A 13,537-nucleotide genomic window follows, 5' to 3' on the forward strand; every position below is an offset into this window, starting at 1 on the left:
AATATTATGAGTAAAAAAATAGCCGTAAAAGTTGATGATTTAACCGTAGCTTACAACTACAAGCCTGTTCTTTGGGATATAGATTTAGAAATTCCTGAAGGTGTTCTTATGGCTATTGTTGGACCAAACGGAGCAGGAAAATCTACGCTCATAAAATCTATTTTGGGTATTTTAAAACCCATAGCAGGAAGCGTTAGTATTTACAATGAACCTTACGAAAAACAACGTCAACTCGTAGCTTATGTTCCTCAAAAAGGTAGTGTAGATTGGGATTTCCCAACCACAGCCTTAGATGTTGTAATGATGGGTACTTATGGAAGTTTAGGTTGGATAAAGCGTCCCGGACAAAAACAAAAAAAGCAGCATTAGAAGCCCTTGAAAAAGTGGGAATGCTTCCTTTTAAAGCCAGACAAATAAGTCAGCTTTCTGGTGGACAACAACAACGTATATTTTTGGCAAGAGCCTTAGTGCAAAACGCTTCTATCTATTTTATGGATGAGCCTTTTCAAGGTGTTGATGCTACAACCGAAATTGCTATCATAAATATTTTAAAAGAATTACGAAAAGCAGGAAAAACAGTTATTGTAGTGCACCACGATTTGCAAACCGTTCCTGAATATTTCGATTGGGTCACTTTTTTAAACGTAAAAAGATTGCTACTGGACCAGTAAAAGATATATTTAATGATGATAATTTAACAAAAACCTACGGAATTAATTATAAAGTAAGTATTCAAGAATAACAATGGATGTTACAGAATACATAAAACTAGTTTTTACAGACTACACTCTAAGAACCATTACCTTAGGAACTGCAATATTGGGAGCAGTAACTGGCATGCTTGGTAGTTTCGCTGTACTCAGAAAACAGAGTTTATTGGGTGATGCCATTTCGCATGCAGCCTTACCAGGAATAGCTATCGCTTTTTTAATTACGGGCGCGAAAGACGGCAACACATTACTATTAGGCGCGTTAGTTAGTGGGCTCATAGGCACATTCTGGATTCGAGGTATCATTAGTAAAACACATCTAAAATCAGACACCGCTTTAGGCTTAATACTCTCTTTATTCTTTGGCTTTGGCATGTTGTTACTTACTTTTATCCAAAAGCAACCTAACGCTAACCAAGCAGGATTAGACAAATATTTATTCGGGCAAGCAGCTACTTTAATTGAAAGTGATGTTTGGATGATGACAATCGTCACAGGTATTTGTCTATTCGTACTACTCCTATTTTGGAAAGAATTTAAAATCCTTTTGTTTGATGCCGATTATACCAAAACATTAGGTTTTAACACAAAGCTTATAGACATTCTTATTACCTCATTTATAGTTTTAGCTATTGTTTTAGGTTTACAAACCGTAGGTGTAGTACTAATGAGTGCTATGCTATTAGCACCAGCTGCAGCAGCACGCCAATGGACTAACAGTTTGAGTGTAATGGTGTTTTTAGCAGCCATTTTTGGTGCGTTTTCAGGTGTTTTTGGAACAGCCATAAGCGCAAGTCAAAACAACCTTTCAACAGGTCCAGTCATTGTTATTGTTGCAGGTGTTTTTGTATTAGTATCTTTTATATTTTCTCCAAGCCGTGGGTTATTATTTAAACAAATTCGTTTTATAAAAAACCGTCGCGATTTACAATTGCAAAAAACATTGTCGTTCATGTTTCATATTGCAGAAACACACGAAAACATATCACATCCACACGCTATCAAAATCTTAAATAACTTTCAAGGTTACACCAAAGCTACACTTCAAAAATTAGTTCAAAAAAACTATGTGAAATTAGATGGAGTGATGTGGAGTTTAACTGAAGAAGGTTATAAAACAGCATCAAATTTATACAATCAACAAACCGACAATAATGAGTAGTGCTCAAATTGAAATACAATTAATTGCGAGTTTAGTTGCTATTGCCTGTGCTATTCCTGGGACGTTTTTAGTACTTCGGAAAATGGCAATGATTAGTGATGCTATAAGTCATTCTATATTACCAGGAATTGTTATTGGATTTTTTATAACTCAAGATTTAAACTCGCCACTTTTAATTTTACTTGCAGCATTAACAGGAATTATAACAGTTGTTTTGGTAGAATACATTCAAAAAACTGGCTTGGTAAAAGAAGATACTGCCATTGGGTTAGTATTTCCAATTTTATTTAGTATTGGAGTAATCATGATTGCCAAAAATGCTAACGATGTTCACTTAGACGTTGATGCGGTTTTACTGGGCGAATTAGCATTTGCACCTTTTGATAGGTTGCTAATTTCTGGAGTTGATGTCGGACCAAAATCGCTATGGATTATCGGGAGTATTTTAATCATCACAGTCGGACTTTTATTTGCATTCTTCAAAGAATTAAAAATAAGCACGTTTGATGCTGGTTTAGCAGCCTCTTTGGGGTTTTCGCCTGCAATAATCCACTATGGGTTAATGACCGTTTCATCTGTAACAACCGTTGGCGCTTTTGATGCTGTAGGTGCTATTCTAGTCGTTGCACTAATGATTGCACCATCAGCAACCGCATATTTATTGACTAATAATTTAAAACGCATGCTTGTTTACTCAATAAGTTTTGGAGTTTTTAGTGCAATTTCAGGCTATTGGTTAGCACATTGGCTGGATGCATCCATTGCAGGATCAATTACAACTATGTTAGGGTTGTTATTTCTAGCAGTTTATTTATTTGCACCAAGCAAAGGCGTTATTGCCGTAATGTATAGAGAGAAACAACAACGTACAGAAGTCTCTTTATTAACATTTTTATTGCACTTAAAAAATCATACTGAAGAACGCGAACGGCATGTAAACCACCTAAACGAACATATCAATTGGCAAAAAGTACGTTCTAAAACAGTTCTGGATTTGGCATTAAAAAACAACATGATTAAGTTTGATAAGAATATAGTTTCTTTGACTGAAAAAGGCGAAGATTTCACATCTCAAGCTATTGATTATATCATCACGAATGAAGACGGTAAAATTGAACATATGAAAGATGATTTCTTTTTGTTTAGGGGTTAGATTATGGCACAACACAATGAACTCGGTAAAAAAGGCGAACAACTCGCAGTAGATTTCCTTTTGGAAAACAACTATGAAATTGTAGAACGCAACTACCGATTTGATAAAGCCGAAGTTGATATTATTGCTAAAAAAGATGATATTCTAGCTATTATTGAAGTTAAAACACGCTCTACTGTAGATTTTGGAGATCCACAAGATTTTGTGAAACCTAAACAAATTCAGCGTTTGGTAAAAGCCGTAGATGAGTATGTTGTTGTAAACGATTTAGATGTTGAAGTACGCTTTGATATTATTGCCATTGTAAAAGAAAAAAAGGGTTTTAAAATTGAGCATTTAGAGAATGCTTTTTATCATTTTTAGAAAAGAAATTTAAACATATTATCACAATGAATTCAGAGTTTAAAAATAGATTAATCTTCAACTTCAAAAAATTGCTTCAATGCTTCATAATCAATTGGTTTACCAGCAATCCTTTTACCCTTATCTAAAATAAAATAAGTTGGCGTGGCAGTAACGCCGTAACTATTACCTATTTCATTATCCCATTTTCCTTTACCGTAAACATGAATAAATTCAGGAAAATCATAAGTTAAAGTATTCCAGCCATAAGGTTCATCTTCTAAACCAATTGCGATAACTTTTAATTTCCCTTTCTCAAAGGTTTTAGCAAATTCGTGCAGTTGTGGAATTTCTTCTAAACAATGCGAACAGGTACTACTCCAAAAGGTAATGATGTAATTTTCAGCTAAATCTAGTTCACTCAATTTTTTTGTAATCGTTCTTTCTTTCTCCGCTATTTCTAAAGAAAAATCTGGAGCCTGATTTCCTAACGACATATCTTTGTACAATATCAATGCTGCTAATAATTGTTGATCGTTTAACTCAACACACAAATCCATCAAATAGGTTTCAGCAATAAAATTGGCAACAGATTCTAACTTTAAATCCACCATCTGTTCCCATAAATCGGTATATAAAGACTTTTTTACTGTTAGCGGAGCGTCTTTCATTACTTTGCTAAAAACAGTAATATTTTGTTTATACGTGGTTGTTTCATCTTCTTTTTCAGAAGACAATCCAAATATATAATTCAGCATACGCTCTGTTAAAAATTCAGAACGTTGTAAGATGGAATCATTAAAATCTACATCATCAAAATAATGCGTTTTTAATTGTTCTACATAGGTTTTTACATCTGGAATTTGTTTTGGCACAAATGGTTTGTTCGCTTTTATAAAATGAGATGCAATTGTGCCTTTTGAAGCTTCTTCAAAACCCTTTTGAGTTTCACGTTGGGTTTTAAAAATAGCCGCTAATGCCAAGGTATCCTTTTCTTTGTTTTCGTCTCTAAAATAATTACCAATAGTGCTGGTAATCATAAGCATGCTATTGGTATAAGATTCTAACAATTTATTCTCTCTGGAAGCTAAAAATTCTACACCAGTTTCAGAATTAAACGTTAGTTCTACATCTTCTTCAGCATTATAAATTACATCAAAATTGTATTCTTCTTGAGGGACAGCGTATGTGATGCGATACATACCTTTGGTTACAGTAGAATCTAGCTTAAACTCAAAACTACCATCAGGCTCTATATTAGAATTGGCAATGTAATTGGAGTGAGTTGGCTCTACTTTGTACAACAATGCCATTTCAAATTCTCCAGCTGGGGCAAACGTGCCTTTAATACTATGTTGTGCAACAAGAAGTGTTGGTAAAAAAAGTGCTAAAAAAAGTAACTGTTTCAAAGTGCTATTTTATTTATTTTATTAAAACAATAATTAAGCCACAATAGGCTGTAAAGCTTCTAATGCTTGTTTTACCGATTTTATAGTATCAAAAGTGAGTAATAAACGTAAACCTACTCGGGTTTGTTTCTCTTTCATTTTACAAACGTTTGGGTGTTTTTGTACAAACTGTAATACTTTTGTAAAATTACCACTTTGATAGAAACTACTTTGCTGATCGTTAATAAAATAACCTATCAGTTTATTTTGTTTCATAATAACTTTTTCAAATCCAATTTTGGTAGCTAACCACTTTATTTGGACACTATTTAATAAATCGGTCACTTGTTTTGGTAATTCTCCAAAGCGATCAATCAATTCGGTCTCAAATTTATCTAATTCTTCTTTTGTTTTTAAATTATTGAGTTGCGTGTACAGGCTTAATCGCTCAGCAATATTATTGACGTAATTATCTGGAAATAGCAACTCAAAATCGGTATCGATAGTTACATCTTTTACATACACTTTATCCGCTTCACCTTCATTATAGAGGTCTTTAAATTCGTTTTCTTTAAGCTCTTCTATAGCTTCATTTAAAATTTTCTGGTAGGTATCAAATCCAATTTCATTAATGAAACCACTTTGTTCGCCACCCAGTAAATCGCCTGCACCACGAATTTCTAAATCTTTCATCGCAATATTAAAACCACTTCCTAATTCTGTAAATTGCTCTAAAGCTGTAATACGTTTTCTAGCATCATCTGTCATTGCAGAATATTCTGGTGTGATAAAATAACAAAATGCCTTTTTATTGCTACGTCCTACTCTACCTCTCATTTGGTGTAAATCACTCAGACCAAAATTATTGGCATTATTTATAAAAATGGTATTAGCATTTGGCACATCTAATCCGCTTTCTACAATAGTTGTACTTACCAAAACATCAAAAGCCCCATCCATAAATTGAAGCATGAGTTGTTCTAGTTTTTTGCCATCCATTTGTCCATGACCAATACCAATTTTAGCATCTGGCACTAGACGTTGCAACATACCAGCAACTTCTTTTATGTTTTCTATGCGATTATGAATAAAAAAAACTTGCCCACCACGTTGAATTTCATAACTCACAGCATCACGAATAGTGTCTTCACTAAACCGAATGACATGACTTTCAATAGGGTAACGATTTGGAGGCGGTGTAGTAATTACCGATAAATCACGAGCTGCCATTAAGCTAAATTGCAACGTTCTTGGGATTGGTGTAGCGGTTAAAGTTAGCACATCCACATTATCCTTTAAGGTCTTTAATTTTTCTTTTACGGCTACGCCAAATTTTTGCTCTTCATCAACAATCAATAAGCCTAAATCTTTGAATTTTACATTTTTGTTAACTAGTTGATGTGTTCCGATGATGATATCCACTTTTCCTGCTTCCAAACCTTCTAAAGTTTCGCGTTTTTCTTTGGCGGTTCTAAATCGGTTAACATAATCTACCGTAACAGGGAATTCTTTTAAACGTTCTTTAAAGGTTCTAGAATGTTGATATGCCAATATAGTTGTTGGCACTAAAACAGCAACTTGTTTACCATTATCGACAGCTTTAAACGCTGCACGAATTGCGACTTCTGTTTTACCGAAACCAACATCTCCACACACAGTCTATCCATTGGGCGTTCACTTTCCATATCAGCTTTAATATCAGCTGTAGCTGTACTTTGGTCTGGAGTGTCTTCGTAGATGAACGAGGCTTCCAACTCATGTTGCATATAACTATCAGGGTTGTACTGATAGCCTTTTTCGGTTTTACGTTTTGCGTAGAGTTTTATGAGGTTGAACGCCACATGTTTTACACGTGCTTTGGTTTTTTGTTTTAGGGTTTTCCAAGCAGTACTCCCCAATTTATAAATCTTGGGAGGTTTGCCATCTTTACCATTAAACTTGGTGATTTTATGAAGCGAATGAATGCTTAAATACAAGACATCACGCTCGCCATAAATCAGTTTTATGGCTTCTTGCTTTTTGCCTTCTACATCAATTTTTTGAAGTCCGCCAAAACGCCCAATACCATGGTCTATATGGGTTACATAATCGCCTATATCTAAATTGGTAAGTTCTTTTAAAGTAATAGCTTGCTTTTTTGCATAGCCATTTTTAAGATGAAATTTATGGTAGCGTTCAAAAATTTGATGATCTGTGTAACAAACTATTTTATTACCATGGTCAATAAATCCTTGGTGTAATGATATAATAACAGTTTGATACTCTTTAACATCAAGGTTAAAATCATCGAAAATATCATGGAAGCGTTTTGCTTGTTGTTCACTTACGCAAGCAATGTAATTTTTATAACCGTTTTCGTGATTGTTGTTTAAATCTTCAATTAGTAGATTGAATTGTTTATTGAATGCAGGTTGCGGTGTGGTGTTAAATTCTATGTGATGTGATGTCTCACTTTGTTTCGACATGACAGCAGAACCACCAAACTCAATAATAGAAAAATCAAGTAATTGTTTTTTTAGTAATTCCGAATTACAGAATAACTCATGAGGTTCGGCATGTTTAATATCTTCTGAAAGTGATTTAAATGCATCTTCTGCTTTGGTATAAAAATCATCAATTCTAGAAAATAATAAGTCAGCATTTTTTAAACAGATGACTGTTTTTTGCGCAATATATTTTAAAAAACTTTGTCGACTTTCTTCCAATAATTTATTGGCAACATTAGGAATAATATTGATTTTTTTTATCTGCTCTATGGATAATTGCGTTTCAACATCAAAGGTTCTAATACTATCTACCTCATCACCAAAAAACTCTATTCTATATGGTTCATCATGTGAAAATGAAAAAACATCTACAATACCGCCACGTACTGAAAATTCTCCAGGTTCAGTCACGAAATCTACACGTTTAAATTTATATTCAAACAAGACTTCGTTAACAAAATCAATAGATAAATTATCGTTTACACCAACTTTAAGCGTATGTCGTTCCAGTTCTTTTCTTGTTACCACCTGCTCAAATAAAGCATCGGGATAGGTTACAATTATGGCAGGTTTTTTGCGAATTAATGCGGTTTTAAAACCTCGGCACGTAATAATACGTTTGCATTATCGGTTTCTTCTATTTCATAAGGTCTGCGGTAACTTCCTGGGTAAAACAACACATCTTTTTCGCCGCATAATTGTTCTAAATCGTTTAGGTAATGCGCCGCTTCTTCTTTATCATCAAAAACTAATAAAAATGGTTTTTGAGCTTCTTTAAAAATACTTGAAATTACAAATGAAAATGAGGAGCCTACTAACCCTTTTACATGTGTTTTACTTTGAGGTTGGGCAATAGCAGTTTGCAGATTTTGCGTTTGCAAAGTCTGTAAATAGGTTTGAGAGATAAGGGTTTTACTCACCTAATTATGTTTTGAAGTGCAAATATACGGTTTAGGATTATTTTAAAAACTATTAAGTGTAAATTAGCTTGTTATTATTAATTATTAGTAATCTTGAAAACTCTTAAAAAAATATTTAGATGGGTATTATATATTTTAGCGCTTCCTGTGTTATACTTAATCATATCTCTTGCTCTAACAGCAATAACAGAAGATAAGGTAAATTCTGAATCTGAAAATTACAGTAAAATCTATTTAAATACAAATGGTGTCCATTTAGATATCGTGCTTCAGAAAAAGGATATTGATACTGCACTTTTAAAAAACTTATTGATATTAGACAATGAAGCATATGTCTCTTTTGGTTGGGGCGATGAGAATTTTTTACATCAACACGCCTACTTGGGGCGATTTAACTTTTAAAAATGCCTTTTCTGCTCTATTTTTAAAGAGTACTACTTTAATACATTTAACTAGATATAAATCGATTGGAAGTCCTTGGATTGAAATACCAATAAGTAAATCAGAATTGAAAGGTTTAAACCAATATATTTTAGATTCCTTTTATATAGACGAAAACGCTGATAAAATTATATTACCCGATATATCGTACAGTTTTAATGATAATTTTTATAAAGCTAACGGGAGTTATTCTTGTTTTAATACCTGCAACTCATGGGTAAATAGCGGATTTAAAGCATCTGGCTTAAAAGCTTGTTTTTGGACGCCTTTTGATTTTGGATTGATTGGCAAATATGAGTAAAAAGCTTACTCATTATACTAACATCTGAATTATCTTTATTCTTTTTTAGCTTGTTTACGGATGAAATTTTGATTGTTAAAAACTTGTTGAAAAGGTTTTTATTTTGCACCACTATGTAATGCAATTTTTATCTAACTTTATTTTAATTAAAACTAATTTCTATAAGTCAGTATGAAAAAAAATCCGGATGTAACACCAAAACCCCCGACGGAGTCTAAAACACTTAGACTAAAGAAAGATGTTGTTGATAAGATTGAAGACCTCGCAGAGGACAATAATCGTAATTTCAATAACATGGCTGAAACATTAATGAGACTTGGTATGAAACATTACCGAGGTATTGGATTAAATGCTTAAAAAATCAAGGGTGCTAGAAATAGTGCCCTTTAAACTAAATGAAAATGAATGAATTAAAATAAAAACCCCTGCTGTAACAAGGGTTTTAGCTGAGTTCTTACAGCTTGATGTTAAGAAGAGTATTAACTTAAATTCCAATATTATGGCCAAAACTGGCGAGGGCAAGAAAAAAGTGTACGTAGCCCCACACAAAGGAATGGTAAAAAGGTAAAACCTCATTACAGGTCAACACCAAACTAACACCATTTGGGATTAGGAAAGTCCGTCTCCGACATTTGTTTAATTTAAAATCGACATTCAAATGACAACAGTCAGAAGAACGATTCGTATTCCGTCTAGGACGGTTAGAATCACTCGAACAATTCGTATTACTAGACGTGTAACGCTTAGATAATACACCCAAATTAGACGTCAGTATTCTTAGTACTGGCGTTTTTTTGTTGTTACAAATTAATAAAAATAAATTGTAATGTACTACAATACAATGTTAAATTCGGCGAATTATCAATAATTTTTACGATTATTTTAACCAAAAATCGCAATTATTAAATAATTCTCTAATAAAAAGCATAATCAATATAATTTTGCTTCCTATGTAAACAATTTGCCTGCGCTCAAAAAAACGAACCTCTCTAAAAATAAACACCTTTTGGTTTAGGGGACAAGCTAGCAAACAAGTGCGTTAGGGATTGAGGCATTTGTTGAAGCTCCCTGACTCAGGAGGCAGCGACTGCCGAAATGTTTACATTCATGAATACTTAATTTTTAAATATCAACCAATGAATAAAGCCCGAACCTTGTGGTGACGCCCAAAAAATTAAATCTTTTCAGTTTAAATTCTTAAAAAAAATATGTAGGTTTGCAGCATTAAAAAAAAGAGAATATATGTCGTTTTCAAATTTATTTGATAGTGGGTTTAAAAAGCGTAATGAGAGCCATTTTGCTGCAATTGTTCGTGTAGCAATGGATGATGGAATTATTACTACTGAAGAGCAAGAGTTTTTAGATAGACTTGCGCAAAGGCTTGAAATTGGAGAGGGAGATTATAAGGCTATTTTAAAGAATTATAATTCGCACCCGATTAACCCACCTGTATCTTACGATTTACGTTTGGAGCGTTTGTATGATTTGGTTAGAATGGTACATGTTGATAATATTAAAGGGGATTCTGAATATTCACTTTTAAAGAAGATTGCTGTGGGGCTTGGTTTTCATGCGGTTAACGTGAAATACATTATTGACAAAGCCTTAACGCTAGTGAACAACGGCGCTGATTTGGATGATTTTGTAGACCAGATTAAGAATATGAATAGATAATTATATTGCATTGTCTTAAATTGGATTTGCACTATTTTTAAACATAAAAAAACCAGAACACATCAATGTTCTGGTTTTTTGTTTTATGATACTTGGTAAAAGTTTTTAGATACAGTTATACAATGAATTAATATTGCTCCATCCACTTAAAAAAATCGTTGTAAACCTTATCTTTTTCTTGCCTTACATAATCTAAAAAGGCTAAAGCTACTGGAGATAAATTCTTTTTCTTTAACCAAATTAATTTCCATTGCGATTCTAGTGGGAGTCCTTTTACTGGAATAATTTTTAACTCATTTTGAAATAATTCGTTTTTAATACTTAATAGTGAAACTATAGACAAACCTATATCTGCCACCACCGCTTGTATTATAGCTTCGTTGGTGGTTAATTCTAGTTTTATTTTTGGCTTTATATGTTCTTCAGCAAAAAACTGCTGCATGGTATAACGCGTGCCAGAACCTTCTTCTCTGTAGATTAAAGGTATTCTAGTAAAAATTGATTTGTTTTCAATCTTTTTAATATTTAAACTATTACTTGTTGCAGCTACTAAGTGTAGTTTATTTGCCATAATATGCTCCTCGTGTAAATCCAAATGTTTAGGACTTATGGTTACTAATGAAAAATCGACTTCGTTTTGTTCTAAATCTCTAATAACATTTGTTTTGTTAGAAACATCCAATACCAAATCTATTTCTGGGTGTTGTTTTAAAAAGCCATTTAAAAAATAAGGCATTACATAATTTCCAGTAGATACTACGGATATTCTTAGCTTTCCAGACAATAAGCCTTTAAAGGCTTGGGTTTTATAATCTATAGTACCTACTTGGTTTAATATTGATTCTGCTATGTTATAAATTTCAGTTCCAAAATTAGTTACGTATAGTTGTCTCCCAAAGAACCTCGGTTAAAGGAATATCAAACTGATCCTGAAAGTTTTTAAGTTGAATTGATGCTGCTGGTTGCGTCATGTTTAACTCTTCTGCTGCTTTAGTAATGCTTTTGTTTTCAACAATAACACTAAATACTTTTAATTGATGTAACGTGAAATTCATTAATATTTTTTATGTGTTTGATAACAAATTTAAATAAAAATATATGAATAACTTAAAATACTTTTGCCCCGAACTTTAAAAAATAACCTCATGAATATAGATGTACTTATTAGCAACTTAACTAATCCAGTACTTTTGTTCTTTCTCTTAGGAATATTAGCCACAGTTTTAAAGAGTGATTTAAAAATCCCTGAAAACTCCTCTAAATTTATTTCACTCTATTTATTATTTGCCATTGGTTTTAAAGGTGGACAAGAGTTATCGCATAGCGACTTTAACTCTGAAATTTTATACTCTATCATATTTGCTATAGTGCTATCAAGTCTGGTTCCTTTATATACTTTTTTTGCTCTCAAAAAAAGGTAGGTGTACCCAATGCAGGTGCTATTGCAGCTGCATATGGCTCGGTAAGTGCTGTAACCTTTGTAACTGCGGTCTCTTTTCTAGAAAACCAAGGCATTAGTTTTGGTGGACATATGGTAGCTATAATGGCCATTATGGAATCGCCTGCTATTATTGTTGGCGTAATTTTAATTATGCTTTATGATTCAACTAAAACCAAAAACAAATCCATTCCCTCTTTAATAAAACATTCATTAACAGGCGGAAGTGTATTAATGTTAATTGGAAGTTTAATTATTGGATTAATTGCCGATGCTACTCAAGCCAGAGGTATCGAGCCTTTTACAACAGATATTTTTAAAGGCTTTCTATCCTTATTCTTACTAGAAATGGGTATGGTAACCGCAAAACGAATTAAAGGTTTTAAACAATATGGTTTCTTTTTATTCGCTTTCGGAATAATAGTCCCACTCATAAACGGCCTAATTGTGGCTTACTTAAGTGGTTTCATCACAGAAAGTATTGGAAACAGATTATTGTTTGCAATACTTGGCGCAGGTGCGTCCTATATCGCTGTTCCTGCAACCATGAAACTGGCAGAACCTAGAGCCGATGCAGGTATATATATCCCAATGGCACTAGGAATTACTTTTCCATTCAATATTACATTAGGGATGCCAATTTACTACGCTTTTATACAAATGACATAGCTGTTACTTTACAAACAGAAAAACAAAAAAGCCATCAAGTTTTAAATATGATGGCTTTTCAATTCAATAAAATAGCTTTAAAAATTTGGGCGTTACCCCAAAAAGGAGTCGGACTATCCGTTACAGTTACCACACCTCCTTCGTCGGGCTGTGAGCTTTCCACTACTATCCCTAACGCGATTAAGAGTTTAAATTAAAACTAATCTAAATCCAAAGTAAAAATATCGTCTAAATGTTGTGGACTATCCATTGATACTTTTAAATCGTCGATAATCCCATCTTTTAAATCATATACCCAACCATGAACTTCTAGCGGTCTTCCATCTTTCCATGTCTGTTGTACAATAGATGTTTTTGCTAAATCATACACTTGGGCTTTTACGTTCAATTCTACAAGACGATCGAAACGTTTTTTATCATCATCAATCTTTTTAAGTTCAGTTTTATTGTCTTTATAAACTTCTTTAATATTTCTTACCCACTTATTAATCAAACCTAAAGATTTGTTTTGCATTGCAGCTGCAACACCTCCACAACCATAGTGTCCACAAACAATAATATGTTCTACTTTTAGGTGGTTTACAGCATAATCTAATACGCTTAACATATTCATATCAGTATGCACTACCATATTTGCAATATTTCTATGTACAAACAATTCTCCAGGATGAGTTCCTGTAATTTCATTAGCTGGCACTCTACTATCGGCACAACCAATCCATAATACTGGGGGTTTTTGTCCCTTAGATAAATCTTTAAAATAGTTTTTATCTTTCTTGGTCATTTCCTCTACCCACTCTTTGTTATTTACTAATAACTGATTGTAATATGTGTTTTTCATTTTTAATATGTT

11 protein-coding genes and 3 pseudogenes are annotated in these 13,537 nt (G+C 33.1%); 9 read left to right on the forward strand and 5 right to left on the reverse strand.

What is annotated here, in order from left to right; translation table 11 throughout:
* The first annotated feature begins 6 nt into the window (after nt 1-6).
* The 4 genes and pseudogenes from AC0L5U_RS12975 (at nt 7) to AC0L5U_RS12990 (ending at nt 3,388) form a co-directional block, all read left to right on the forward strand.
* Nucleotides 7-742 (forward strand): annotated as a pseudogene (locus tag AC0L5U_RS12975) (metal ABC transporter ATP-binding protein).
* 2 nt (nt 743-744) lie between these two features.
* Nucleotides 745-1,872, forward strand: coding sequence for a metal ABC transporter permease (locus AC0L5U_RS12980; protein ID WP_473416826.1), 1,128 nt, complete (start codon nt 745-747; stop codon nt 1,870-1,872).
* A complete protein-coding gene (locus tag AC0L5U_RS12985) occupies nt 1,865-3,025 on the forward strand; it encodes a metal ABC transporter permease (protein ID WP_473416832.1) in 1,161 nt (386 codons plus the stop codon). Before AC0L5U_RS12980 ends, AC0L5U_RS12985 begins: the two co-directional genes overlap by 8 nt.
* Nucleotides 3,026-3,028: 3 nt before the next feature.
* The gene (locus tag AC0L5U_RS12990) at nt 3,029-3,388 is read left to right on the forward strand and encodes a YraN family protein (RefSeq protein WP_473416833.1); all 360 of its coding nucleotides are present in this window, start codon (nt 3,029-3,031) and stop codon (nt 3,386-3,388) included.
* Between the two features lie 50 nt (nt 3,389-3,438).
* On the opposite strand, the gene AC0L5U_RS12995 is transcribed toward AC0L5U_RS12990, so the two are convergent.
* Nucleotides 3,439-4,776 carry a TlpA family protein disulfide reductase gene (locus tag AC0L5U_RS12995; RefSeq protein ID WP_473416834.1) on the reverse strand — a complete coding sequence of 446 codons (1,338 nt, stop codon included), beginning with the start codon at nt 4,774-4,776 and terminating at the stop codon, nt 3,439-3,441.
* 33 nt (nt 4,777-4,809) lie between these two features.
* Nucleotides 4,810-8,161, reverse strand: a pseudogene (gene mfd, locus AC0L5U_RS13000) (transcription-repair coupling factor).
* Nucleotides 8,162-8,254: 93 nt separating this feature from the next.
* Here mfd and AC0L5U_RS13005 point away from each other — a divergent pair.
* The 4 genes from AC0L5U_RS13005 to AC0L5U_RS13020 all read left to right on the forward strand — a co-directional run bounded on the left by AC0L5U_RS13005 (nt 8,255) and on the right by AC0L5U_RS13020 (nt 10,577).
* Nucleotides 8,255-8,563 (forward strand): DUF2459 domain-containing protein, encoded by a 309-nt coding sequence (locus AC0L5U_RS13005; RefSeq protein WP_473416835.1) that lies wholly within the window; start codon nt 8,255-8,257, stop codon nt 8,561-8,563.
* The gene (locus AC0L5U_RS13010) at nt 8,514-8,903 is read left to right on the forward strand and encodes a DUF2459 domain-containing protein (protein WP_473416836.1); all 390 of its coding nucleotides are present in this window, start codon (nt 8,514-8,516) and stop codon (nt 8,901-8,903) included. Before AC0L5U_RS13005 ends, AC0L5U_RS13010 begins: the two co-directional genes overlap by 50 nt.
* A gap of 171 nt (nt 8,904-9,074) precedes the next feature.
* The gene (locus AC0L5U_RS13015; protein ID WP_473416837.1) at nt 9,075-9,260 is read left to right on the forward strand and encodes a hypothetical protein; all 186 of its coding nucleotides are present in this window, start codon (nt 9,075-9,077) and stop codon (nt 9,258-9,260) included.
* An 885-nt stretch (nt 9,261-10,145) separates the two neighbouring features.
* Nucleotides 10,146-10,577 carry a tellurite resistance TerB family protein gene (locus tag AC0L5U_RS13020; protein WP_473416838.1) on the forward strand — a complete coding sequence of 144 codons (432 nt, stop codon included), beginning with the start codon at nt 10,146-10,148 and terminating at the stop codon, nt 10,575-10,577.
* A 127-nt stretch (nt 10,578-10,704) separates the two neighbouring features.
* Here AC0L5U_RS13020 and AC0L5U_RS13025 read toward each other — a convergent pair whose 3' ends face one another.
* Complete coding sequence (locus AC0L5U_RS13025; protein ID WP_473416840.1) at nt 10,705-11,361, reverse strand: LysR substrate-binding domain-containing protein; 657 nt, start codon at nt 11,359-11,361, stop codon at nt 10,705-10,707.
* Nucleotides 11,362-11,449: 88 nt separating this feature from the next.
* Nucleotides 11,450-11,632, reverse strand: a complete 183-nt coding sequence (locus tag AC0L5U_RS13030) for a helix-turn-helix domain-containing protein (RefSeq protein WP_473416841.1) — start codon at nt 11,630-11,632, stop codon at nt 11,450-11,452.
* Between the two features lie 90 nt (nt 11,633-11,722).
* Here AC0L5U_RS13030 and AC0L5U_RS13035 point away from each other — a divergent pair.
* A pseudogene (locus AC0L5U_RS13035) lies at nt 11,723-12,684 on the forward strand (sodium-dependent bicarbonate transport family permease).
* A gap of 199 nt (nt 12,685-12,883) precedes the next feature.
* On the opposite strand, the gene can reads toward AC0L5U_RS13035, so the two are convergent.
* Nucleotides 12,884-13,525: a carbonate dehydratase gene (gene can / locus AC0L5U_RS13040; protein WP_473416843.1), complete on the reverse strand. Its 642-nt coding sequence runs from the start codon at nt 13,523-13,525 to the stop codon at nt 12,884-12,886.
* Between the last annotated feature and the right edge of the window lie 12 nt (nt 13,526-13,537).

This window comes from Jejuia sp. G7-7, assembly GCF_055808955.1.

Excerpts from the sequence above, each read along its gene's own strand:
- AC0L5U_RS12980 (WP_473416826.1), top strand. The coding sequence starts at position 745 with ATGGATGTTACAGAATACATAAAACTAGTTTTTACAGACTACACTCTA.
- AC0L5U_RS12990 (WP_473416833.1), top strand. The coding sequence starts at position 3,029 with ATGGCACAACACAATGAACTCGGTAAAAAAGGCGAACAACTCGCAGTA.
- AC0L5U_RS13015 (WP_473416837.1), top strand. The coding sequence starts at position 9,075 with ATGAAAAAAAATCCGGATGTAACACCAAAACCCCCGACGGAGTCTAAA.
- can (WP_473416843.1), bottom strand. The coding sequence starts at position 13,525 with ATGAAAAACACATATTACAATCAGTTATTAGTAAATAACAAAGAGTGG.
- AC0L5U_RS13030 (WP_473416841.1), bottom strand. The coding sequence starts at position 11,632 with ATGAATTTCACGTTACATCAATTAAAAGTATTTAGTGTTATTGTTGAA.
- AC0L5U_RS13010 (WP_473416836.1), top strand. The coding sequence starts at position 8,514 with ATGAGAATTTTTTACATCAACACGCCTACTTGGGGCGATTTAACTTTT.
- AC0L5U_RS13020 (WP_473416838.1), top strand. The coding sequence starts at position 10,146 with ATGTCGTTTTCAAATTTATTTGATAGTGGGTTTAAAAAGCGTAATGAG.
- AC0L5U_RS12985 (WP_473416832.1), top strand. The coding sequence starts at position 1,865 with ATGAGTAGTGCTCAAATTGAAATACAATTAATTGCGAGTTTAGTTGCT.